Annotated in this window: 25 protein-coding genes; 18 read left to right on the top strand and 7 right to left on the bottom strand. The window is 42.2% G+C overall.

Translation table 11 applies throughout. The annotated features are described in order from the left end of the window. Positions 1-93: 93 nt before the first annotated feature. From atpD to nuoN, 13 genes are all read left to right on the top strand, one after another. Positions 94-1,515 (top strand): F0F1 ATP synthase subunit beta, encoded by a 1,422-nt coding sequence (atpD, locus tag AB7942_RS15660; protein WP_335438452.1) that lies wholly within the window; start codon positions 94-96, stop codon positions 1,513-1,515. 21 nt (positions 1,516-1,536) lie between these two features. Then, on the top strand, positions 1,537-1,944 hold the full coding sequence (locus AB7942_RS15655; RefSeq protein ID WP_335438451.1) for a F0F1 ATP synthase subunit epsilon: 408 nt from the start codon (positions 1,537-1,539) through the stop codon (positions 1,942-1,944). Positions 1,945-3,327: 1,383 nt separating this feature from the next. After that, positions 3,328-3,702, top strand: a complete 375-nt coding sequence (locus tag AB7942_RS15650; RefSeq protein ID WP_168241277.1) for an NADH-quinone oxidoreductase subunit A — start codon at positions 3,328-3,330, stop codon at positions 3,700-3,702. After that, positions 3,693-4,205: a NuoB/complex I 20 kDa subunit family protein gene (locus AB7942_RS15645; protein ID WP_214999302.1), complete on the top strand. Its 513-nt coding sequence runs from the start codon at positions 3,693-3,695 to the stop codon at positions 4,203-4,205. The genes AB7942_RS15650 and AB7942_RS15645 overlap by 10 nt, the downstream gene beginning before the upstream one ends. A 3-nt stretch (positions 4,206-4,208) precedes the next feature. Continuing rightward, positions 4,209-5,447 (top strand): NADH-quinone oxidoreductase subunit C, encoded by a 1,239-nt coding sequence (locus AB7942_RS15640; protein WP_369447578.1) that lies wholly within the window; start codon positions 4,209-4,211, stop codon positions 5,445-5,447. A 3-nt stretch (positions 5,448-5,450) separates the two neighbouring features. Further along, complete coding sequence (locus tag AB7942_RS15635) at positions 5,451-6,551, top strand: NADH-quinone oxidoreductase subunit D (RefSeq protein ID WP_088090193.1); 1,101 nt, start codon at positions 5,451-5,453, stop codon at positions 6,549-6,551. Then, entirely contained in the window at positions 6,551-7,555 is a 1,005-nt protein-coding gene (gene nuoH / locus AB7942_RS15630; RefSeq protein WP_335438449.1) for an NADH-quinone oxidoreductase subunit NuoH, read from the top strand. Before AB7942_RS15635 ends, nuoH begins: the two co-directional genes overlap by 1 nt. A 147-nt stretch (positions 7,556-7,702) precedes the next feature. Further along, positions 7,703-8,122 (top strand): NADH-quinone oxidoreductase subunit NuoI, encoded by a 420-nt coding sequence (nuoI, locus tag AB7942_RS15625; protein WP_088090191.1) that lies wholly within the window; start codon positions 7,703-7,705, stop codon positions 8,120-8,122. Beyond that, entirely contained in the window at positions 8,119-8,637 is a 519-nt protein-coding gene (locus tag AB7942_RS15620) for an NADH-quinone oxidoreductase subunit J (RefSeq protein WP_088090190.1), read from the top strand. The genes nuoI and AB7942_RS15620 overlap by 4 nt, the downstream gene beginning before the upstream one ends. Next, positions 8,634-8,948, top strand: coding sequence for an NADH-quinone oxidoreductase subunit NuoK (gene nuoK / locus AB7942_RS15615; protein ID WP_369447577.1), 315 nt, complete (start codon positions 8,634-8,636; stop codon positions 8,946-8,948). Before AB7942_RS15620 ends, nuoK begins: the two co-directional genes overlap by 4 nt. Before the next feature lie 207 nt (positions 8,949-9,155). Next, a complete protein-coding gene (nuoL, locus tag AB7942_RS15610; protein WP_369447576.1) occupies positions 9,156-11,027 on the top strand; it encodes an NADH-quinone oxidoreductase subunit L in 1,872 nt (623 codons plus the stop codon). Further along, complete coding sequence (locus tag AB7942_RS15605; protein ID WP_369447575.1) at positions 11,024-12,535, top strand: NADH-quinone oxidoreductase subunit M; 1,512 nt, start codon at positions 11,024-11,026, stop codon at positions 12,533-12,535. Before nuoL ends, AB7942_RS15605 begins: the two co-directional genes overlap by 4 nt. A 6-nt stretch (positions 12,536-12,541) precedes the next feature. Further along, positions 12,542-14,053, top strand: coding sequence for an NADH-quinone oxidoreductase subunit NuoN (gene nuoN, locus AB7942_RS15600; RefSeq protein WP_369447574.1), 1,512 nt, complete (start codon positions 12,542-12,544; stop codon positions 14,051-14,053). A 660-nt stretch (positions 14,054-14,713) separates the two neighbouring features. On the opposite strand, the gene AB7942_RS15595 is transcribed toward nuoN, so the two are convergent. The 3 genes from AB7942_RS15595 to AB7942_RS15585 form a co-directional block, all read right to left on the bottom strand. Further along, a complete protein-coding gene (locus AB7942_RS15595) occupies positions 14,714-15,283 on the bottom strand; it encodes a general stress protein (RefSeq protein WP_369447573.1) in 570 nt (189 codons plus the stop codon). An 87-nt stretch (positions 15,284-15,370) separates the two neighbouring features. Further along, complete coding sequence (locus tag AB7942_RS15590) at positions 15,371-15,541, bottom strand: CsbD family protein (protein ID WP_088090184.1); 171 nt, start codon at positions 15,539-15,541, stop codon at positions 15,371-15,373. 26 nt (positions 15,542-15,567) lie between these two features. Further along, a complete protein-coding gene (locus AB7942_RS15585; RefSeq protein WP_369447572.1) occupies positions 15,568-15,882 on the bottom strand; it encodes a hypothetical protein in 315 nt (104 codons plus the stop codon). A 463-nt stretch (positions 15,883-16,345) separates the two neighbouring features. On the opposite strand from AB7942_RS15585, the gene AB7942_RS15580 reads away from it, so the two are divergent. The 3 genes from AB7942_RS15580 (at position 16,346) to AB7942_RS15570 (ending at position 19,622) form a co-directional block, all read left to right on the top strand. Next, positions 16,346-16,675 (top strand): YflT domain-containing protein, encoded by a 330-nt coding sequence (locus AB7942_RS15580; RefSeq protein WP_369447571.1) that lies wholly within the window; start codon positions 16,346-16,348, stop codon positions 16,673-16,675. Between the two features lie 35 nt (positions 16,676-16,710). Beyond that, a complete protein-coding gene (locus tag AB7942_RS15575) occupies positions 16,711-18,216 on the top strand; it encodes a mechanosensitive ion channel (RefSeq protein ID WP_369447570.1) in 1,506 nt (501 codons plus the stop codon). Positions 18,217-18,326: 110 nt separating this feature from the next. After that, entirely contained in the window at positions 18,327-19,622 is a 1,296-nt protein-coding gene (locus AB7942_RS15570; protein ID WP_369447569.1) for a hemolysin family protein, read from the top strand. Positions 19,623-19,869: 247 nt separating this feature from the next. Here the strand turns inward: AB7942_RS15570 and AB7942_RS15565 are convergent, their stop codons facing one another. The 3 genes from AB7942_RS15565 to AB7942_RS15555 all read right to left on the bottom strand — a co-directional run bounded on the left by AB7942_RS15565 (position 19,870) and on the right by AB7942_RS15555 (position 21,995). Further along, positions 19,870-20,694, bottom strand: coding sequence for an STAS domain-containing protein (locus AB7942_RS15565; protein ID WP_369447568.1), 825 nt, complete (start codon positions 20,692-20,694; stop codon positions 19,870-19,872). 250 nt (positions 20,695-20,944) lie between these two features. Then, positions 20,945-21,673 (bottom strand): hypothetical protein, encoded by a 729-nt coding sequence (locus AB7942_RS15560; protein WP_369447567.1) that lies wholly within the window; start codon positions 21,671-21,673, stop codon positions 20,945-20,947. Positions 21,674-21,731: 58 nt separating this feature from the next. Next, complete coding sequence (locus AB7942_RS15555; protein WP_214732848.1) at positions 21,732-21,995, bottom strand: hypothetical protein; 264 nt, start codon at positions 21,993-21,995, stop codon at positions 21,732-21,734. A gap of 171 nt (positions 21,996-22,166) precedes the next feature. Here AB7942_RS15555 and AB7942_RS15550 point away from each other — a divergent pair, with 171 nt between their 5' ends. After that, positions 22,167-23,111 (top strand): magnesium transporter CorA family protein, encoded by a 945-nt coding sequence (locus AB7942_RS15550; RefSeq protein ID WP_369447566.1) that lies wholly within the window; start codon positions 22,167-22,169, stop codon positions 23,109-23,111. Between the two features lie 357 nt (positions 23,112-23,468). Continuing rightward, a complete protein-coding gene (locus AB7942_RS15545) occupies positions 23,469-23,834 on the top strand; it encodes a hypothetical protein (RefSeq protein ID WP_369447565.1) in 366 nt (121 codons plus the stop codon). A 180-nt stretch (positions 23,835-24,014) separates the two neighbouring features. Here the strand turns inward: AB7942_RS15545 and AB7942_RS15540 are convergent, their stop codons facing one another. Further along, a complete protein-coding gene (locus tag AB7942_RS15540) occupies positions 24,015-24,422 on the bottom strand; it encodes a hypothetical protein (protein WP_369447564.1) in 408 nt (135 codons plus the stop codon). Between the last annotated feature and the right edge of the window lie 194 nt (positions 24,423-24,616).

Here is a 24,616-nt window from a genome sequence, read left to right as displayed (position 1 = left end):
CATTATAGAACAAGACGCGTGACCACAATGAGTTCATTTTTATAAAAATGCTTGTGGTGGTTTCTGCGAGAGAGTAAGTAAGGAGGGAAAACGATGAGCAAAGGACGCGTTCTTCAGATTATGGGTCCGGTAGTTGACGTTAAGTTCGAAAGCGGTCATCTGCCTGCGATTTATAATGCGTTGAAAATTTCAAGTAAAGCGAGTAATGCTTCCGAAGTTGGTATCAACATTACCCTTGAAGTAGCTCTTCATTTAGGTGATGATACGGTTCGTACGATCGCGATGTCAACGACTGATGGTTTAACTCGTGGAATAGAAGTTGAAGATACTGGTGCGCCTATTTCTGTACCAGTTGGTGATGTAACACTTGGCCGTGTATTTAACGTATTGGGTGAAACGATTGACCTTGCGGCTGAGATTCCAGCAAGTGAGCGCCGTGATTCGATTCACCGCGAAGCACCAACATTTGAAAACCTTTCTACTGAAGTTGAAATTCTTGAAACTGGTATTAAGGTAGTAGACCTTCTTGCACCATATATTAAAGGTGGAAAAATCGGTCTATTTGGTGGTGCCGGTGTAGGTAAAACGGTTTTAATCCAGGAATTAATTAATAACATCGCTCAAGAGCACGGTGGTATTTCGGTATTCGCCGGTGTTGGTGAGCGTACACGTGAAGGTAATGACCTTTATCATGAAATGACGGATTCAGGCGTTATCAAGAAAACAGCGATGGTATTCGGACAAATGAACGAGCCGCCTGGCGCACGTATGCGTGTTGCTCTAACTGGTTTGACTATGTCTGAGTATTTCCGTGATGAGCAAGGACAAGACGTTCTTTTCTTCATGGATAACATCTTCCGCTTCACGCAAGCAGGTTCTGAGGTTTCCGCGCTACTTGGCCGTATGCCATCTGCGGTAGGTTACCAGCCGACTCTTGCAACTGAAATGGGTAAATTACAAGAGCGTATTACGTCTACAAACTTAGGATCTGTTACATCGATCCAAGCGATTTATGTACCAGCCGATGACTATACGGATCCGGCTCCGGCTACAACATTCGCTCACTTAGATGCAACAACAAACCTTGAGCGTAAGCTTTCTGAGATGGGTATTTACCCAGCGGTGGATCCTTTGGCTTCAACTTCTCGTGCATTGTCACCTGATATTGTTGGCGAAGAGCACTACAATGTAGCGCGCCAAGTTCAATCAACATTACAACGTTATAAAGAGTTACAAGATATTATCGCGATCCTTGGTATGGATGAACTAAGTGATGATGATAAGTTAACGGTACAACGTGCGCGTCGTATTCAAGTATTCTTATCTCAAAACTTCCACGTTGCTGAACAGTTTACTGGCCAGCCAGGTTCTTATGTACCTGTTAAGGAAACGGTTCGTGGTTTCAAAGAGATTCTTGAAGGTAAGTATGACCACCTTCCAGAAGATGCTTTCCGTCTCGTAGGCCGTATTGAGGATGTTATTGAGAGCGCGAAACGCATGGGTGTAGAGGTCTAAACAGAGCCTGGAGGGTAAAAAATGAAGACGATTAGAGTCAGTATTGTTACTCCCGATGGCCCGGTGTTTGATTCAGATGTGGAAATGGTAAGTACCAAGGCAACAAGTGGTGATTTGGGGATTTCCCCAGGCCACATGCCGTTGGTGGCTCCGCTCGAAATTACTTCCGTACGTCTTAAAAAAGACGGAAAAACGGAATTTATCGCGGTCAGCGGTGGAATTTTAGAGGTCCGTCCTGATCAGGTGACTATCTTAGCCCAATCAGCGGAAACTGCGTCTGAAATTGATGTTGAACGTGCCATAAGAGCGAAGGAACGCGCAGAACAGCGTCTGAAAGACCATCAAGTTGAGCATACCGATTTCAGACGTGCTGAGCTTGCCTTGCAGCGTGCCATCAATCGCCTCGGCGTATCGGAACGAAAAATATAGTGTTTTTGAAAAAGAAGTCGAACCCCTTTGGTGGCAATAAGTTTGCCGCTGGAGGGGTTTTTTTGTGGTTTTTTGGGGATGTATGGATATGGTTGTGGTGTGGAGGGAGGGGATTTTAGCGTATTCATGATGGGAAGAAAGAAAGTTACCTAGCCAGTCTTGCGACTGGCTTTTTGGGTTGATTTGAGGGTTTATAGGGGAGTGGACAGTAACTGGTTAGAAGTGGACAGTAAATTAGGAAAAGTGGACAGTAAGGAAGGGGTTTTATTAAAAGAGGTATTAGGGAAGACATTGGAGGAAGGGTTATTTCTATAATTGGGGTAAATTATTTGGCTGAGCCAGTCTTGCGACTGGCTTTTTTGGTTGGTTTGAGGTTTTATATGGGGAGAGGACCGTAAATTTATAAAAGTCGTTAGTAAAATTAGGATAGTGGACAGTAAATATGAGGACTTATTAAAAGAGGTATCTGGAAGAGCCTATGAGGGAGAGTTATTTCTATAATTTGAGTAAATTAGATACCTAGCCAGTCTTGCGACTGGCTTTTTGGATAGGTGGCGGTATTTAAGTTGTACTTCGGATAATTAAATGGGAGGGGTTTTATTAAAAATGGTAATTTTAAAGAGTTTCGGGGTTGGAATTAGGTGGTCCGCTAGATATAGGGAATAAAAGTTACCTAGCCAGTCTCCCGACTGGCTATTAAATCTGGAGCTAATTCCGGAATAAAGCATGAAAAGTTTGGGTGTGAATATGATTGTAGAGGGGACATGTTTACATTAATGTGAGGTTGAGTTTTGTTTGGTTTGTTTATTACTTTTTTAGAAAAATATAAGTTTGTTTAAAAAAAGAGATATTTGATGTATTTTTAATGACAAAACTCACTGACATTGTTCACATTTTGTTGTTAAATAGGGGTTGTTGTCGAATTATTAGGTAGGTTATGGGGTTCTTGCGAACCCTTTATGCACGTCATCTTCCGCTAACGCTCCAGATCACGTGCGCTAAAACATGTTCTTTTAATCTAGTGTGGCGGGTTCGCTCTTGCGTCATCTCTGAAGTAATTCAGGATGTGTTTCTGCGAGATCACGCAAATGCTCAGGGGAGGGGACTTCATGTCGACGACTTAGTTCAGGTGTAAATTGTAATTCTACCCGCCGGATGCTAGCGCATCCTGCGCTTCAGCTATCGCTGAAGCTTGCAAAATTCCTGATTGAAAGTCTCTTTTGAGAGCGAGCTCTCAAGAGCCTTTTAATCAGGAATTTCGCGGCGGATTGAATTCCAATTTTTATGAATTTGGTTTGTCGACATGGGTTTGTAACAATGCTATAATGAATTCGGTTACAATATTCATTAGTATGAAAATTTACAACATTGGAGGGGATAGGCATGGAACTTCTAAATGTATATCAGAATAATTATCTGATCGTCTTTGCGTTTCTATGTCTTGGGGTGCTGCTGCCTGTGGTGGCGTTATATTTAGGTAAGCTTCTGCGTCCGCATAAACCGAGCGAAGCGAAGTATACCACATATGAGAGCGGTATTGAGCCTTTTCACGATTCCCGTGTACAGTTCAATGTACGCTATTATATTTTTGCCTTGATGTTTGTTATTTTTGATGTAGAAACCGTGTTTTTATATCCATGGGCAGTGGCCTATGATAAACTGGGGATTTTTGCACTAATCGAGATGTTGATTTTCGTTATTATGTTATTAATTGGCCTTGTGTATGCCTGGAAAAAGAAGGTGCTACGATGGAATTAAAACTAGATGGCATTTCACAACAAGAAATGTCCGAGTTACAGCGAAATGTATTTATGACTACGCTAGAGCAAATTAAAGCTTGGGCTCGAAGCAGTTCGATCTACCCGGTGACATTTGGTCTAGCTTGTTGTGCGATTGAGATGATGGGTGTAGGCGGTGCGAATTATGATTTGGATCGTTCGGGTTCCTTTTTCCGTACGTCACCACGCCAGTCCGATTGTATGATTGTGTCTGGAACGGTGACGAAGAAGATGGCACCAATTTTACGAAGATTGTATGACCAAATGCCTGAACCGAAATGGGTCATTGCGATGGGTTCTTGTGCGACAGCAGGTGGGCCGTATGTAAAGTCTTATTCCGTCGTTAAGGGAGTCGATCAAATCGTTCCTGTCGATGTGTACATACCTGGATGCCCTCCAAACCCAGCCGCTTTAATTTATGGAATCAATAAATTAAAGGAAAAGATTCGCTATGAAGCGAAGACTGGGAAGAAGGTGATCTAACCGATGAGTGGGGATAAAGATCTTGATCAGTTAAAAAAGGAAGCCGTTGAAAAGGCGAAAGCGGCAGCGGCGGCGAAACGGGCGGCGAAGGCTGCAGGGGAAGCCTCACCAACTCCGAAGCAGGAGGAAAAACCGGCGGAACCAGTTAAGGCCGAAGCACCAGAGCCAATACCGGCAAATGACGGCGATGATCTAGCGAAGAAAAAGGCAGCGGCGGTAGCGAAAGCGAAGGCGGCAGCAGCGGCAAAGCGAAAAGCAATGGAGCTTGCTAGCGGTACAGCCCCAGCCGAGGAATCTGCGCCAGTTGAAACACCAGCACCAGTGGCTGAAACTTCGGCTTCAGAAGACAGTGACGATTTAGCAAAGAAAAAGGCAGCAGCGGTAGCGAAAGCAAAAGCGGCGGCCGCAGCGAAGAAAAAAGCGATGGAACTAGCTGGCGGAGCAGCCCCAGCAGCCGACGCCGACACTGGTGAAGGCGATAACGCCCCAGCAGGAGACGATGCCAAGGCAAAGGCGGCAGCAGCGGCCAAGGCGAAAGCAGTGGCAGCAGCCAAAGCAAAGGCAGCGGCAGCGGCGAAAGCAAAAGCGGCAGGAGCAGGAACCGACTCAGAAGCAGCAGCAGGCGGCGATGACGAAAAAGCTAAAGCGATTGCAGCGGCGAAAGCAAAGGCAAAAGCAGTAGCAGCGGCCAAGGCGAAAGCAGCAGCCGCAGCAGGCGGAAAAACGGATGCCACAGCGGCACCGGCAGCCGAAACGAAGCCATCACCAAACCAGCCATACCTCGAAAAGTATGTGAAGGTGATTACCGAACATCTGGGACCGGATGTTTTAGAAGATTCTTATATTAATAAACTATCTAAGGACGTTCCAACCCTTGTGGCGAAGCGTGATACATATTACAAAGTAGCTCAATTTTTAAAATACAACGAGCTCTTAGGGTTCGATTATTTATCAGAGCTTCATGGGACAGACTTTGAAACACATATGGAAGTTTATGTTCACTTATACTCATACAAAAACCGTCAGTCCGTCGCCCTAAAAGTGAGGATTGACCGCAGCGAACCAACAATCGAGTCCTTGCAGCCACTTTGGGCAGGCGCAGAATGGCCTGAATGTGAAGCCTATGATTTACTAGGAATCAAGTTTCCAGGACATCCAGACTTACGGCGCATCTTGCTAGGCGAAGAATGGGTTGGCCATCCACTGCGAAAAGATTACGAGCCGTACGACGTGGAGGTGTAACCAATGATCAGAACAGAAGAAATGATATTAAACGTCGGCCCTCAGCATCCAAGTACGCACGGAGTGTTCCGGCTAGTTGTTAAAATTGATGGGGAAATCATTACCGAAGCGAAACCTGTCATCGGGTACTTACACCGCGGGACCGAAAAATTAGCAGAAGACCTGCAATATACGCAGATTATTCCTTACACCGACCGAATGGACTATTTGTCCTCGATGACCAATAACTATATCCTCTGTCATGCCGTCGAAACGATGATGGGGATTGAAATTCCTGAACGAGCTGATTTCTTACGCGTGATTGCGATGGAATTGAACCGGATTGCCAGCCACCTTGTCGCCTGGGGTACGTATATCCTTGACTTAGGTGCAACAAGTCCGTTCATCTATGCCTTCCGTGACCGCGAAATGATTATCAATATGCTCAACGAATTATCAGGGGCCCGCTTGACCTTCAACTATATGCGCGTTGGCGGTGTGAAGTGGGATGCACCTGAAGGCTGGATTGAAAAAGTAGGCAGCTTTGTACCGTACCTGCGCGGCCAGCTGAAAGGCTATCATGATCTTGTGTCCGGAAATGAAATCTTCCTCGACCGGGTCAAAGGCGTCGGCAAGTATACAAAAGAAGAGGCACTCCAATATTCACTGAGCGGACCAAACCTGCGCAGTACAGGCGTGAAATGGGATCTTCGTAAAGATGAGCCTTACTCCGTTTACAACCGTTTTACCTTTGATGTACCAACCTCAGAAGACGGCGATTGCTTAGCTCGCTACCATTTGCGTCTTGCGGAGATTGAAGAATCCTTGAAAATCCTTGAACAAGCCGTGGAACAATTTCCTGGGGAAGGTCCAATTATGGCGAAAGTGCCGAAAATCATTAAGGCACCTAAAGGGGAAGCCTTCGTCCGCATTGAATCACCGCGTGGAGAGATTGGCTGCTATATTTATAGCGACGGCAAAAAAGAGCCGTACCGCTTAAAGTTTAGAAGACCATCCTTCTATAACCTGCAAATTCTCCCGAAACTTTTAAAGGGTGAAAACATTGCAAACATGATTGCTATTTTAGGGGCAGTTGATATTGTCCTTGGGGAGGTTGACGGCTAATGATAGAAGAATTGCTCCAGTCAAGTCCGGGTTGGGCTAACTTTGGAATTTTCTTTTTACTCGGCGCTGTCTTGCTTTTAATCGTATTAGGATTTGTTACCTACGGAATTTTAGCAGAGCGGAAAGTCTTAGGCTACATGCAGCTGCGCCATGGTCCAAACCAGGTCGGCGGTAAATGGGGACTATTACAAACCGTCGCAGACGTCCTCAAGCTGTTACTAAAAGAGGACATTATTCCAAAGGCAGCCGACAAGCCATTATTTATCATTGCACCAGTCATCGCCTTCGCGCCATCCTTTATGGTCTTAGCGACGATGCCGTTCACAGACGCCTTTCAGTTTGCTGACATTGGTGTCGGATTACTCTATTATATTGCCGTTAGCGGATTAACCACCTTTGGCATGCTCCTTGGCGGCTGGGCATCAAATAACAAGTACGCCCTCTTAGGAGGTATGCGTGCTTCAGCCCAAATGATTTCTTACGAAATCCCGTTAGTCATGTCCGTCCTAGGCGTCATCCTTTTATCAGGAAGTTTAAACCTAAATGATATCGTCGAAGCACAAAAACATGGCTGGTTCATACTCTTACAGCCAATCGGCTTCATCGTCTTTTTCATTGCATCAATCGCCGAATTAAACCGGACACCATTTGACCTGCCGGAATCGGAAAACGAACTAGTCGCTGGATACCACGTAGAATATTCCGGATTCCGCTGGGCCTTCTTTATGCTCGCTGAATATGTGTACTTATTCGCAATGTCCGCACTCATTACCGTCGTCTTCCTTGGCGGATGGCTGGCACCAATCAGCTTCCTGGACTTCATCCCAGGCGCCGTCTGGTTTGCACTTAAATTCAGTGTCGTCGTCTTTGTCTACATCTGGCTGCGGGCAACACTACCACGTTTCCGCGCCGACAAACTCATGGAATTTGGCTGGAAAGTACTGTTGCCAATCGCACTAGCAAACATATTCTTAACAGCATTAGTTAAATCATTATTCTTTTAAAAAAAAGCTGTGTTAAAGGTCAGTATTGATTTTTATAACCAAGTTGATTAGAGCGGAAGGCGAAGCGCCTGGAGCAACAAATCAACCGCCAAGTTTAACAGCGTAAATAAAGGAAACCATCTTTAAAATGTAAAAGGGGTGAAAAACGTGCTTGGATTAGCAAAAGGCTTGAAATATACCCTAAAAAACTTGACCAAAGAAAAGGTAACGTATGATTATCCAAACAAGCCGCTTCCACTGCCAGACCGGTTCCGCGGTATTCAAAAGTTTTATCCGGAAAAGTGTATTGTTTGTAATCAGTGCATGAACATCTGTCCGACGGATTGTATTAATTTAACGGGTAAAAAGCATCCGGACCCAACGAAAAAAGGGAAAATCATTGATACCTATGATATTAACTTTGAAATTTGCATCCTTTGTGACTTATGTACGGAGGTATGCCCGACCGAAGCGATTATCATGACCAATAACTTCGAGCTCGCTGAATACAGCCGTGACATGTTATTTAAAAACCTAGAATGGTTAGATGAAAACGATGAAAACATACGGCAGGTGAATAAACCATGACCTTTTCAGGCGAATTCCTCGCTTTTATGGGGCTCGCACTTGTCGCCATTATCGGCGGTGTGCTTCTTTTAAACCTTACCAAGGTGGTTCATATGGTCGTTTCACTGATCTTCACCTTTGTCGCAATCGCTGGAATTTACGTGCTGCTGTCAGCCGAATTTGTGGCAGCTGTGCAAATCTTAATCTATTCAGGTGCGATTACCATCATCATGCTGTTTGGAATCATGTTAACAAAGCATAATGATGAACACGAACCACAAACAGGCAAATGGAGAAAAATCCTCGTCTTCTTAGGGATTCTCGGCTTTGCATTTGCTGTTTACCTTGGCATTTACAATTTCAATATCGAACAGGTTCCGACCACCTTGCATGAAAACAACACGATGCAAATCGGTAAAGCACTTTACTCAAAATACATCATTCCGTTTGAGTTAACGTCTGTTTTACTATTAGTCGCCCTTGTTGGTTCGATTATCTTAGCGAAAAATGAGAAGAAGGAGGCGGACGACCAATGAGTTCTGTTCCCGCTTCAACCTTCCTGGCACTTGCACTGATCTTGTTTTGCATCGGTTTATACGGTGCACTTACCAAAAGGAACACCGTGATTGTCCTGATTTCGATTGAATTAATGCTGAACGCGGTCAATATTAATCTCGTTACCTTCAGCAAATATGGAATGGCGCCGTCCATTACCGGCCAAATCTTCGCCCTGTTCGCGATCAGCGTCGCAGCAGCCGAAGCAGCTGTCGGTCTAGCCATCTTAATCTCACTCTACCGCGCCAAAAAGACCGTCAACATCGACGAAATGGACACAATGAAAAACTAAAAAAAATTGGGTGTCAGGCACCACGAAAAGACACTTCGTCATTTTGTCCACGGTGGACGTACACTGCAACTTTGTGTTGATTTGTCCACTGTACGCGGACGTTTATGCAGATTTGTCCACGAAGGGTGTCAGGCACCAGATAAAAATTAACTTTCGACAAAACTCGGGTGGTGGCAGCCACCGTCCGTGTCTAAGGGGATAGTGATAATGATGGAGAATGCATGGCTCATACCGCTTTTCCCGCTATTATCGTTTTTGATCCTTCTTCTTTTCGGGAAGCGACTGAAGGAGGCGAGTGCGTATGTGGGGATTCTGTTCACATTGGCATCGCTTGTCTACTCGATTTTGGTATTATTCGAGCGCTTTTCTGAGCCAACCTATGTTACGAAATTTGACTGGCTCACGATAGGAGATATGCATCTAACAGCGGGCTTTGAAGTGAATCAATTAAATGCATTAATGCTGTTTATCGTATCGCTCGTAAGTTTCTTAGTACATACCTACTCCAAAGGTTATATGCAAGGGGACGAGCGGTTTCCAGTATTCTATGCCTATTTAGGACTCTTTACGTTTGCAATGCTTGGTCTGGTGATTTCACCAAACTTGCTGCAAACCTATATTTTCTGGGAGCTTGTCGGTGTCGGTTCCTTCCTATTAATCGGTTTTTATTTTTACAAGGACGAAGCGAAGGTGGCCGCGAAAAAAGCGTTCATTATGACCCGAATCGGGGATGTAGGCTTATTTATCGGCATGATTCTGCTATTCTGGGAAACCAAAAGCTTTGAATATAGTGAAATTTTCGCTGCCGTTGATGCCGGTGCGGTGTCAGGCACCATGATCACCTTAACCGCCATCCTTATTTTCATCGGGGCGGTTGGTAAGTCGGGCCAGTTCCCGCTTCACACCTGGCTTCCGGATGCGATGGAAGGTCCGACGCCTGTTTCGGCCTTAATCCACGCGGCAACGATGGTAGCGGCCGGTGTTTATTTGGTAGCGGCACTATTTCCACTGTTCGCAGCGAGCAAAACAGCGCTCCTTACGATCGCCGTGATTGGCGCATTTACCGCGATTTTTGCAGCAAGCATTGGTCTTGTACAAACCGATATTAAACGCGTACTCGCGTATTCAACGGTCTCACAGCTTGGCTACATGATGCTTGCCTTAGGGTCTGCCGGTTATGTTGCTGGGGTATTCCACCTGATGACACACGCATTCTTCAAGGCGCTATTATTCTTAGCAGCCGGCTCCGTCATTCATGCGGTACATACACAGAACATCGAAGAAATGGGCGGACTTTGGAAAAAGCTCAAACTAACCGGACCGCTATTCTTAATCGGAACACTCGCAATCAGCGGTGTCCCAGGGCTTTCCGGATTCTTCTCCAAAGATGAAATTTTAGTTGCGGCCTGGGAAGGCGGACATCCATTCCTCTTCTTACTCGCACTTGCGGCCGCATTTATGACAGCTTTCTATATGTTCCGCTTGTTCTTCATGGTATTTACCGGTGAAGCACGAGGAGAACAAAAGCATGTGCATGAATCACCAGCGAACATGACTTACCCGATGATTCTCCTCGGTGTGCTGGCGATTGTTGCTGGTTATGTCAATACACCTTGGTTTGGAACGTTCCTTGGCGACTGGCTTGTCGATGGCAACGAAGCGCTCGCGCACCATGGCCACGTCGAAGGTCCAAGCTGGATCATGATTGCCGCAACGGTTGTTTCCTTAGCGGGAATTTACCTTGCATACTTGATGTACAGCAAGCGTTCTGTGGCCCGCAACTGGTTAAGCGGCACAGGGGATACATTACACACGATTTTAACGAATAAATATTATGTCGACGAGTTCTATCAACTGACGGTGGTCGCATTCACAAAAGGACTCAGCTACTTCTTACGTTTCATTGATGTCTTCCTTGTCGGTGGACTCGTCAAGGGTGTGGTTGGGATTGTCCAAGGTCTTGGAGCAGCAGGTTCGAAGCTGCAAACCGGACAGGTTCAAACGTACGGCGCGGTCGCCTTTATTGGGCTAGCGGTACTCGTTGTCATCTTTGCATTAACTGGGGGGTACTTACGATGAATTTAACATCTGTTCTTTCAATCCTAGTATTCTCCCCTTTACTAGGTATCATCGTTTTGGCTATCATGCCTAAAACGGCGGAAAAAGCGATTAAAGCGGTTGGCTTCCTAGCCACGCTGCCGGCCTTACTGTTGGCCCTAGCGGCCTATCTTCATTATCAATTTGGCAAGGATTTGGCGGACTTTACCGTATCCGTCCCGTGGATTCAGTTCCGCGGCATGACCGGCGTCGAAGAGCCAGTTTTCTCGGTGTACTATGAACTTGCCTTGAGCGGCTTTCAACTCTTGCTGGTCGTCCTCACAGCGGTCGTAGCGACGCTGTCAGCGATTGCGGCGGCAAAGTTTGTGAAAAAGGAATGGAAAGGCTATTTCATGCTCTTCCTTCTGTTAGAAATCGGAATGCTCGGCGTATTTACCGCCGAAAACTTAATTCTGTTCTTCATCTTCTTTGAAATCACCTTAATCCCGACCTTCTTCTTAATCGGAAAATGGGGTTATTTTGAAAAAGAAAAGGCAGCTTACAGCTTCTTAATTTATAACGGCTTAGGGTCAGCCGTACTGCTGATCGTCATCATGATTCTGTTTGCAAAAACAGGGACAACAAACATTGATGCGTTAGTTCAAATTGTGGCCGATCCAAATGCGCCGCTGTCTGGCGACTTAAAGCTTGGCTTGTTCATTTCCTTATTGATTGCGTTTGGTGTAAAATTACCGATTTTCCCATTACACAGCTGGATGCTGAAGGTACACGTTCAAGCGCCGCCCTCTGTTGTTATGATCCACTCAGGGATTCTCCTGAAAATCGGTGCGTACGGATTAATCCGTTTTGGGATGGGTATATTTCCCGAGCAATTTAAGACACTTGCGACGCTGATTGCTGTCCTTGGAGTGATTAACCTCCTCTACGGGGCGTTCCTAGCGTTCATTCAAACAGACTTTAAAATGGTTTTGGCTTATTCATCCATTTCTCATATGGGTATTGTGTTAATCGGACTTGCGGCGATGAATGAGGCTGGGGTTCAGGGGGCGATTTTCCAAGTGATTTCGCACGGATTGATTTCCGCGCTGTTGTTCTTCTTGGTGGGCATCCTTTATGAACGCACCGATACATCGCTGATCGAGAATCTGGGCGGAATGGCGAAGGGCATGCCGATTGCAGCGGGCTTCTTGTTGGCTGCAGGGATGGCGTCGCTTGGCTTGCCAGGGATGTCTGGATTTGTCAGTGAGTTTATGGCGTTCCTCGGTCTTTTCAAAGAAATGCCGTGGATTGCCGCGGTTGGTACGATCGGGATTATCATGACGGCGGCTTACTTGCTTCGCGCGGTGTTAGGGATTACGTACGGCAAGTCACATCGTGAATTTACCGGCGTCCTTGATCTGAAAGGCGTGGAATTCGTGCCGGTGGTTATTTTGATGTTGTTAATCGTTTTAATTGGGGTTTTCCCAAGTGTCCTCAGCGCACCGCTACAAACTACACTTGAAACGATCATGCTAGGGATAGGAGGGTGATGAAGGATGAGTCTTGAGACCTTGCAGCAAATGAATTGGAGTGCCATGACGCCAGAGTTCATCATCCTTGGTGTATCTGCACTTCTTACACTTTTAGATTTATTTATGCCGAAAAATATGGATCGAAAAATTCTCGGCTGGATCGGGATTGCGGCCATTTTTGCAGCGATCGTTTCTGTGCTTGGCATGGTCGGCGGACCAGTGACGTCGATTTTGGAGAATTCGTTCCGCTTAGATAGTTTTGCGATGGCCTTTAAATTATTGCTGCTTGCGGGTGCAGGTCTGGTCATGTTCTTGGCCGTCAGCTATGAGCCGAAAGACGGCTTGGAAGAATATCGCGGCGAGTTTTATTACTTGTTCTTATCGGCCTTGCTCGGTGCGATGATTATGACATCCAGCGGCGATCTAATTACGCTGTTTATCGGCTTGGAATTGTTAACTGTTTCTTCTTATATTTTAGCGGGGATCCGCAAGTATCATTTAGAGTCTAACGAATCAGCAATGAAATACGTCATCAATGGCGGAATTTCGACGGCGATTACGTTGTTTGGGATGAGCTATATCTATGGCTTAACAGGCTCAACCAACTTGCTCGACATTGCCGGCCGGTTGTCCACGGTTACGGATAGCCAGCAAGCGTACTTGTTAACCTTGGCATTTTTGATGGTTTTTGTTGGATTAGCCTTTAAATTGGGTGCGGCTCCGTTCCATATGTGGGCACCTGATGTTTACCAAGGGGCGCCAACACCAGTTACCGCTTTTCTAAGTGTGGTTTCGAAGACAGCGGGCTTTGTGATTGTGCTCCGCATTTTGTTAACAGTATTTGGTTCGGCTGCATCGGTTGGAAATCCACAAATGCCGATTTTGCTAGATATGCAGGACTATATCGCCTTTATCGCTGGGGCAACCATGATTATTGGTAACGTGATTGCTTTGAAGCAGTCGAACATAAAACGGATGTTTGCTTACTCAAGTATCGCTCATGCCGGCTATATTTTAGTGGCGTTAACATCTTTAAGCTCGAATATGTTTTATTCAATCTGGTTCTACTTGCTCGCTTACTTGTTCATGAACCTTGGCGCATTTGCGGTCATCCAGGTGGTTAGCGAAAAAACAGGTTCAACGAAGATTGCTGATTTTGCTGGATTGTATCGCCGCTCGCCGGTGCTTGCAGTCGTGATGGGCTTACTGCTTGTTTCGTTGGCAGGTTTCCCGGGTACAGCTGGTTTCATCGGAAAATTAAACATCTTTATCGGGGCATTTTATGGTACACCGCATTATGTGCTTGCGTCGATTATGATTGCGACGACGGTCGTTTCGTATTTCTACTATTTCGGCGTGATGACGCAAATGTTCTTCCGTCCGGCAAGCGATGACAGCAAGTTCAATCTTCCATTTGGAATTATTGTGGTCTTGATTGTTGCTGTGGTTGGGTCGGTGCTGTTTGGTGTGATGCCGAATATCGCTTTAGATTTTATGCAAAATAACCTTGATATCTTAGCAGACTTTTTCAGCTAGTCGTTAAGGGAGAGATAGGCTGCTTGGGGGAAGGCGGCCGGTTAAATTAAAGGGGTTTTATATGAAGAAGAAGAGGTTGGGGAACCTCTTCTTTTTTTGTTGGTTTTTAAAAATTACCGGTTGCTTATTACATAATTTCGAGAACTTATTACATAATTCCGGTCGTTTATAACATATTTCACGAAACTTACGACAATTGCTGGATATTAATTGGAAACTAGTTAGTTTACAAATTACTTATTACATATTTTCAGGAACTTATTACATATTACCGAACTCTTATAACATATTTCACTAAACTTACGACAATTGCTGGATATTAATTGGAAATTAGTTAGTTTACAAATTACTTATTACATATTTTCAGGAACTAATTACATATTACCGAACTCTTATAACATATTTCACGATACTTACGACAATTGCTGGATATTAATTGGAAATTAGATCGTTTACAAATTACTTATTACATAATTTCGAGAACTTATTACATATTACCGAACTCTTATAACACATTTCACGAAACTTACGACATTTACTGGATATTAATTAGAAATCGCCATGATCACAAATGCCCCTCAAACAAAAAGGATGCAGGCAACGATTTCGTTGCCTGCAGCTTTTTGAATTTTTTATGACACAATTAATTCATTAAATTATTTAATATTTGTTACTCAAGGCAGGGTTTCGATTTCTCATCGTATTGAATCGGTCTCCCTCATGATCAGGTGTTGGTTCCACGTCTAAAGGGGGCTCTTCTTCACTGTCGACCATATTATGGGCAGAGTCTTCTCTTTTCTTGACCAGGACTAAGATCTTACCTTCTTCAACGGACTCCCCATAATACTTAGCGTCATCGTCTGGAATTCCAAGTCCGATTAGTGCTCCAGTTAATCCGCCTAAACCTGCACCGGTTAAAGCACCCATTATGCTTGCGGCGATTGGACCTGCGGCAACTATCGGGCCAATACCCGGTATAGCAAGAGCGCCAAGTCCAGCTAATAGTCCTGTTGCGCCACCAAGTGCCCCACCTGTAATCGCGCCTGTTGCTGCGGTATCTTCGACTGCAGTGCCTGTTTCTTCGGTAACGTAATCAACATGATTGTGATCTTTACCGATTACACTGATTTCTGACTTATCGTATCCCCATTTTACAAGATCCTCAATTGCTGCAATGGCCTCTTGTTCGGATTGATACACACCTACAATGTTTTTTTCATGTTTGTTCATTTTACTCCTCCTCTTATTTAAAATTTGGATGTTTTATAAAAAATGAATATAGTAGTATCATTAATAGGCTGCCAATGTGAATGTTTACTATCTTGATAGTTTATCTTTTACTTCGCCAACGCCTTCTTTTACTTTCCCTTTTGCTTTATCCATTTTTCCTTCTGCTACCTTTGAATCATCATCTGTTAAATGACCCCATTGCTCTTTAGCTTCACCTTTTACTTGATCTACATTACCTGACAATTTATCCTTATTCATATTGTTTACCCTCCTAGTATTTGTTCTTATGGATTTTTATTATCTAGTTCATCTTTCTTTTCACCATCGCTAATACCATTATCTTGATCTACTCCATCACCAACACCGTTATCTTCTAATTTTTTCTCTACATTATTCATAGCTTCTTTCATGTTCGCCTTCGCGTCCTTCATCGTTCCGTTGGCTTCCTTCTGTGTATCATTATCTACGGCATCTTTTTGTTGTCCATCATTAATGCCATTATCTTGGTCGACTCCATCTCCACAACCGGCTAATCCGCCGAATGTAAGGGAAGCAGCCATTCCACCCACTAATAATTTTTTCTTCCAATTCCTAGTCATTGCTGATTCCTCCTTCTAATTGAACGGTAAGTATCTTTTAGAAGTGCCAAGAGCTGCGCTATCTGCTGTTAAGCAATGAAATCTCATCCAATAAGTAAACGTGGGAGGTTAATGGTGCCAATATGGTTATTGGATTTGCTATTAAACTCATACCTTTCAGCCCCTTTCGTTTGCATATTGGTTATATTCCCACTGTATAAAATACGAAACCTCAATTTTTTTAAGAGTAAGGTATGGATGATCCATACTAGAATAAAAAATCGTTTTCTTTCTATTAAAAGCCATTTTTTAGCAGCCTCTGATTCCCATTTGAAAAATTTTTTTATTGATGGAGTATGAACCAACTAGTAAAAAAATAAGGTTTCATTTCTTTTATTAGGGTTATATATCCAATAGAAAACTTACTTACGTAAATAAGTTGAAGCTGTTAATTATGATTCTACAACTCTAGGAGGTAGTAAAAATGAAGCAAGTGAAGATAGTAGAAAATGACGTTGAAGCAAAAAAGTCAGTGGTTCAATTTTTAAATCAGGGTTTTACAAAAGAGGAGGTCTACATATTGGCCCACGACAAAGACCGTTCAATGGATCTAACAGATGTAACTGATACAAATGGTATGGAGGAATATGATCAGGGTGTCTTTGAATCATTGGCAAATGTATTTCGTTCTCGTGGGGATGAACTACGCTCCAACATGGAATCTTTAGGATTATCTTATTTTGAAGCCCAGCAATTTGAAGGAGAATTAGACATGGGGCGACTGGTCATTGTTGCGACAAAAAAAGTATCATAACAAAACTGAAAAATTAGGAAAAGGAGATCGATACGATGGATATGAATCAAATGATGATGGGTTGGTACTCTTATTTTAATCAGCTTCCGAACTTGCTGTTTGCCCTGATTGTATTATTGGTTGGCTGGTTGATCGCTAAGAGTATCGGAAAAGGTGTCGAGGCCATTTTAAAGAAAACACGCTTTGATGATAAGCTTTTTTCAAACTTTGAAAAGAGAAAATACTCATCCGAAGTGATTATTGGAAAAATTGTTTATTATATTTTACTAGTGTTTGTGTGGATTATCTTTTTTAATATGCTGAACTTAAACTTGATTGCCACACCACTGGTTCAAATGTTATCAATCATTACAGCAGCGATTCCGAACGTTTTAAAAGCTGCTCTAATATTACTACTAGCTTGGGCAGTTGCCTCACTCGTTCGTATGCTCTTTAAAAAGGCCTCTGCAATGTTTCATTTTGAACGTCTTTTAGTCCAGTGGAAGATGGCAAATAATCCAGCGGATGCTGTAAGTAAGGTAAACAGTATCGCAAAAGCTCTTTTCTACTTTGTTTTCTTACTATTTTTACCAGGTGTCTTGGATGCATTGCAAATGGAAGGTGTTTCTGAACCTTTCGCAAACACTCTATCAACTTTGCTTGCCTTTATACCTAAGTTATTTGCTGCCGCACTGATTGTCTTTGTCGGCTGGCTTATTGCAAAAATTGTCCGTGATATTCTAACCAACTTTTTAAGAAGTATTGGTACAGAGAGAATTGGTCAACGGTTTGGGTTAAGCCCAACAGGAGAGGGAACCACACTTTCAAGTATGATCGGCAATATTGTGTTTATCTTAATCTTAATTCCGACGATTATTACAGCCTTAGAAAAACTCGATCTGAAAGGAATTTCTGATCCAGCCATAACGATGCTTCATCATGTGCTCTCCCTCATTCCAAACATCGCTGTGGCGGTAATCTTAATCTTAGTGGGCTTATGGCTTGGAAAATGGGTCGAAAAAATGGTTACTCAAATGCTTTGGCGCTTACGATTTAACAATTTATTTCACCATATGGGCATTGGCTCATTAAATCCAGAGCAATCCAAGTACAATCTTTCACAAATCGTTGGTATGCTCGCAAAAATAGTGATTGTTTTATTATTTACAGTGGAAGCATTACAAATTGTCCACTTAGAGTTCTTAGTGACTCTTGCAACAGGCGTGATTGCTTATTTACCGATGTTATTCGCTGCTCTAGTTATTTTAGGAGTTGGATTATATTTAGGTCATTTAGTAGAACGTATTTTACAAAACATTTTAAAGAACAGCTACTCGCGGACACTTGCAGCTGTTGGGAAATATGCAATCTTTGCAGTTACTGTCTTTATGGCATTAGACCAGCTTGGGGTTGCTCATTCCATCGTAAATGCTGCCTTTATTCTCGTATTAGGTGGAGTAGCATTAGCATTCGGCCTCGCCTTCGGTCTAGGAGGAAAGGAATTTGCCACGAAATATTTAGGTAAGCTAGATAATAAGATAGACAAGAAAATAGTAGAATAAAAGATTTAAGAAAAAGGGACAGGTTGTTACCTGATCGCACGAATAACAATCCGAAACTCAGATGATTTCGGATTGTTATTTTTAATAAAAGAGAGGGAGTGAAACTTCTCTTGATGATAATAAATTTACTTTTAATCACACTATTAATCGCACTTACTGGATTTTTTGTCGCAATCGAATTTGCCATCGTAAAAGTACGCCCCTCTAGGATTGATCAATTGATTGCGGAAGGAAAGAAGGGTGCTGTAGCAGCTAAAAAGGTAGTATCACATCTCGATGAATACCTTTCAACCTGCCAACTGGGAATCACAGTAACGGCACTCGGGCTGGGATGGTTAGGAGAACCAACGGTAGAAAGGCTGCTGCACCCATTGTTAACGGTACTCAACCTAAATGAATCTGTTACACATATTTTATCCTTTGGGCTTGCCTTTGCCTCAGTTACCTTTTTACATGTAGTAATTGGTGAATTGGCGCCGAAAACAGTAGCAATTCAAAAAGCGGAGATTGTAACACTTTTCTTCTCACGGCCAATCATATGGTTTAACAAAATCATGTTTCCGTTTATCTGGCTATTAAATGGCTCTGCCCGTCTGCTGGCCGGTCTATTTGGCTTAAATCCAGCATCTGAACAGGAATCAGCTCATTCTGAAGAAGAGCTGCGGATCCTCTTGTTAGAAAGCTATAAGAGCGGCGAGATTAATCAGAATGAATTACGATATGTAAACAATATTTTTGAATTTGATGAGAGATTAGCAAAAGAAATCATGGTCCCTCGCACGGAGATTAGCAGCCTTACGGTGGACGACACGATTAATGAAGTTATTAAGAGGGTGAAAAGCGAAAATTATACTCGATATCCAGTAATGGACGGTGATATAGATAATATAATCGGAATCATAAACGTTAAAGCACTCTTAACAGCAAAAATAATGAATAAAGGTAATACGGAAGAGTTGAAGGTAAAATCCTATATCAATCCTGTTATTTACGTGATCGAGACCATTCCCATTCATGACTTATTGGTGAAAATGCAAAAAGAACGTACCCATATGGCCATCCTAATAGATGAATACGGTGGGACTTCTGGTTTGGTTACGGTTGAAGATATTATTGAGGAAATCGTCGGAGAAGTTAGAGATGAATTTGATGCGGATGAAGTGGCAGAGATTCAAAAGATCAAGGAAAACCATTATTTAGTAGATGCAAAACTATTAATAGAGGACGTAAATGATTTACTCGGTACAAACTTAGCGACTGCAGGAATAATTACAATTGGCGGCTGGTTTCTATCACAAAACTTTGACTCCCAAAAAGGAAGTGAAGTTGTACAAGAAGGATATCTGTTCAAAGTCCACACAATCAGTGGTTATCACATTTCGAATTTAGAAGTAAAAAAGATTTGAAATTAAGGATTTATAGCCAAGTTGATTGGAGCGGAAGGTGCGAAGACTCCTGCGGGAGGACGGGGCAGGGGAGACCCGCTCATCTCTAGCGCCGAGGAGGCTCCCCGGACCGCCCGCGGAAAGCGAAGCGCCTGGAGCGGAAATCAACAACCAAGTATAACGGAACCAAAATTAAAAATCTCGAAAACAAAAGAAGGCTTGGAATATCTAAGCTCTTCTAATTATTTCATTCTAAATACTGTGAGTGCTAAACAACAAGATGTTCATTTAATGTTTGCTGTAACGTTGCTTTTGTCTCTGTATAACTGTGAAGGTCAATTCCTAAATTAACCATTCTTCTTACAAGTTCAGGGCGTAATCCAGTTAGGATTGATTTAGCACCCATCAACGTTACACCAATCAATACTCTTTGAAAATGAGAAATGGTACCTTCGTCCATGTCCGATATTCCCGAAAGGTCAATAATCAATGTCAGAATCCTTAACCTTGATATATCCGTTAAAACTTTTTCTTCAATAATATCCATTCGATAAGAATCAAACGTACCAATCAACGGCAATACAGCTACAGTTGTGCTAACTGGTATGATGGGAACCGAGAGATGTTCAACTAATTTCCTTTGAGAAAGAATTAATTCATCTTTATACTGTGAATAGCTAATGAAAAAGGTGTTTAGAAATTCATCAATCCCATCATTAACTTTATGTTCCAATTCGAAAAAATCTTCAATATAATTGCCTTTCTCATTTAATTGATCATAAAGTTTTATGAAATGCCATAAGGCACGTCTAATGGCATGTACCCATTCTAGTTTGAACGCCAGAGTTAAAGAAAATCTCGCCCAAGCCACTCCTTCTTCTTTAGCAAAAGCAATGAGTTCATCTGCTCTATTTTCCACAACGTAAAGAACTAGCCTTTGAGCATTTTTTAAAAGATCAATATTTCCAGCTTGTAAAATACGCTCAATATTAGAGGCAACATTGACAGCCTCGGATAACAGCTTATTCTGAAATTCTTCTTTGTTTTCGATAATATAAGCCGAAATATTTTTAGTGTCATAAAAGTTATTCAAAGTTTATTCCTCCTCTTTATGTAAAAAAATGTTATTTCAAAGCTTCGCAAAAGATTATACCTTTCCAATAGCTGTTAAATTACACCCTGCCAAGTATCAATACCCGCTTTGTGGAACAACGAAACATTTTTTTTTGAAAAAAAAAAGATAAGAACATAAAAAGTTCATCCCTGAGGTCCTCCGGGATGATTTTTTTGTTCTATTTGCTTTTTATGCTGCAAATTATGTCCTTTGTCCTAAAGTGTTTTGTTCAACTAAACTGCCTAGTTAACGAAGTATGATGTTGATTCTTTAAATTTTCTTCCATGATGTTCATATCATCTTTAAAATACTCGGTGATAACCTCTTTTTCTCCAAATAAAAACAGCTGATCTCCTTCATGGATTTCTTCGTTGTAGATGTTTCTTCTAATCTTTAATTCACCTCTTTTAATAAAAATTACAACAAACTCAAGCCGCCCATGTTCTTTTATCACTTGATTTATCGTTTTGAAAGCGAGAGAAGAGTCTTTATAGATATGAAGATTTAGTAGATAATCTCCTTTCTCTGTTAAAAATACGTCCCGGATTGGCAAATCACCAAGCTCAATATTCTGTTTCATTTTTTTATGAAATAATTTCGATAATAATTTCTGAATGCATGCCAGCTTTAATACCCCAAAGACTAGCAGGACACCACCTGCTACAAATAAAATGTGATTCATTCTAAGATCGTCAGAAAGGAAATTGCTAATTGATGAAATAATCACTGCAAGGGAGAAGGCTCCAAACAGAATCAGGAAAGTGGCAAGTTTTCTTCGAATGGGGTGGCCTAAAATAAGCTCGGATTCTCCTGTAGTAAAGCCCGTGCCTGTCATCAAAGATATGACCTGAAACCTTGAAATCTCCAATTTGAGCCCTGTTAACCGAAATAAAACCACGTAAATTTCGATAACGGCTGTAATGATGATGAAATAGATGAGTAAAAAAAATAAATTCATTTTACCACCTCAAATGGTCAAAAAATTAGCTGGGGCAGTAACGTGCCCCAACCGATTATCACTGCATTTTCTCATTAAAAAATTGAACCGAATACATAGCCCCTTCGCTGACCATATTATTATCTTCTAGATCATGTGGATGCGGGTGTCCTCCTTTTTCAATCGGGAGTGTTTCACTTTTATCAAAAGGAGAAGGTTTAATTTTACGTTTCCAGTCTCTTAAGACACTTTCTGCTTTTACTCTGTTCGGTTTAGAAGATAACCACATCGCTGCAGATGCCCCCATTCCAACCACAACCATTGTAGGCAAAACTCGTTTCATATCAAGACCTCCTTTAGATTTTAACAATCTCTTAAAATAGGACTTCATTTCAACTAAGTTCTATTAATCCTTTCATACCCGTTTCCCTGCATTTAAAACCTATTTTTTATGTTTCATTTTTTTAAAATTAGGGGATTTAATTAGGAAGACTTTTGCCAAAAGGAGACTTTTATGGAGAGAACTATCGGACCGAACAAATGGAAGTGGTATCAATTTGACAAAAACGACAGTGAACGAATAGAACCAATTATTGAAAATGTTAACTGCGGGAGCACCGGATGGCTGGAACAGCTTCAGGAACATAAAACAAACTTCTTACGGATAAAAACACTTGATAATGGAAAGAAGGTTGTGACCGGCTCACTTATTTATCAGCAAAATTTTGAAGAGGAACTAGATTATAAAATCTTTCATTTTTATGTAAGTACGGATCAATTGATTACAGTTGATCTGATGCTGTCTTCCTTTAAACATATCCATACGGAGGACCTACTCAGGCTCATTGATCGAACGGAAAACCCGGTTGATGGCTTTTTAATTTTTTTGGGAGAACTTATGAATGAAATGTTGTTTGAGATCGATCAATTTGAAGATGCGTTAAAAACACTAATCTGGAGTGTCCGGAAACGAAATGAAACGAGTATTCTTGAAAAAATCTATACGCAAAGGCATGAACTATTAGTCTGGAAGAATCTATTAATCCCGATAAAAGAGTTAAAAATGGGGATAGAGGAGATCAATCTAAATGAGGTAAGCACGGGAGATATTTTTAAGACGACGTGTAAACGGATTGACCGGGCGGTTGAATTGCTCAATGAATATGAACATGAGCTTGATTCAATCATTAATTTGGAGGAAGTCATCTCATCCCATCGTGGAAATGAAATTATGAAAACCTTAACGGTCATCACAACGATCTTTACCCCAGTCATGGCGTTTGGGGCATTATGGGGGATGAATTTTAAGCATATGCCGGAACTGGAATGGAAGTTCGGCTATATAATGTCCGTCATTCTAATTGGAGTCTCAACCATCCTACTTTATGGATTTTTGAAATTTAATGGCTGGACCGGTGACCTATTAAGAGGGAAAAAGAAAGGCTCGTTTTTTAAATAATAGGTTATGTTAAAGCTTATTGTTGATTTTGGCACCCTGTTGATTGGAGCGGAAGGCGCGAAGACTCCTGCGGGAGGACGGGGCAGGGGAGACCCCGCAGGAGCGCAGCGACGAGGAGGCTCCCCGGGCCGCCCGCGGAAAGCGAAGCGCCTGGAGCGGAAATCAATAGGCGATTTTAATAGATCTAAATAATAGAATGATTGGCTTGATAAAAAACGATTTCGATAGATGATAGATAGTACAGAAGTAACAAATCTATCAAAAAAAGTTTAGGTTCCTACAAAGGGTGGTACAACATAATTAAGGTTACAAGTTAACCTGAAGTAAAATTTTAAAAATTAAAAGGAGGAAAATCAAATGGCAAAGAATACTAGTGAGACAATCAGTAGGGAAGAAGCAGGCCGTAAAGATGATACTACTTTTAAGAAACCCGAACAAGATGCATATCAGGAATTTGAAAATCCGCAAAGTGACGAATCCAATTCTAGGCAGTTTAATGAAGAGATGAGGCAGCCAGATAGAGAGGGCGATTCTAGGAATTTCAATCAAGAGATAAGACAGCCAGGAAGAGAGGCTGAGTCTAGAAATTACAACGCTCAAGAGATGAGACAGCCTGGTGACGATCTCAATTCCAAGAATTATAGACAAGAACCTTCTCAAGAGACTGAGAAAAAGGATAAGAACGCCAATTCTAACAATCAGGAAACAAAATCGAATCTATAAGTCGGCCTAACTTGTAAGGAACTATAAAAATATAATTGAATGGTAAGGATATGACGAGTGAATAATCACTCGTCATGTTCGCGTTTTAAATTCGACTTGTGCCAGGCCTCGTTTCTTTCATGTGATTGTCCAAACAAAAGTAACGGCCCACTATAGAGGACCGTTACGAGGATGTTGCTGCTATTGGAGCGGATCAGGAATCAGATTTTCTTCTTCCAGTTGCTGAGTACCGGTTTTCATATGGCTCATTTCCTTGCCGAGTTTCTTCATTTCGCCTAAATCCCGTGCCATAGAGCCATTATTGTTTTTTTCTACTGATGGGGGTACGGATAATAGCTTTAATTCTTTCAGCATATCGAGTGCTGCACTACGGACCTGGAGCGGGACGGTGTCATTTTCTTCAAAGTCGGCTTCCTCAAAATGAACGAACATACCGCCTTTTTCAGAGGTGGCTGTTTTTACGTACAGTGGGTAGGAAGCTCCTGTCACATCACTCATGATATGCAATCGAAACGTGGAGTTCCCTAAATACTCCACTTGTTCAAATCCATAATCCTTAAACTGTTGAAGCATTGTCTCTTTATCCATTGCGTTTCCTCCTATTTGAAAAAATGAGTGTACATCGATTCCTTACTACCCTGTGTGTACCCCTTTTTTTTTATTTGAAACATCAAAGATAGTAGGGCTATGCGCCTATGCTATATGATTCATTATTTGGCTAGCAAAAATTGGTATAATGTTACATAACAAGTAATTCTTCGAATAGCGAAGAAACCGTTTAG

The organism is Neobacillus sp. BF23-41, assembly GCF_041106275.1.
Note: the sequence above shows the minus strand (reverse complement) of the source record. Positions and strands in the feature narration are given on the sequence as shown.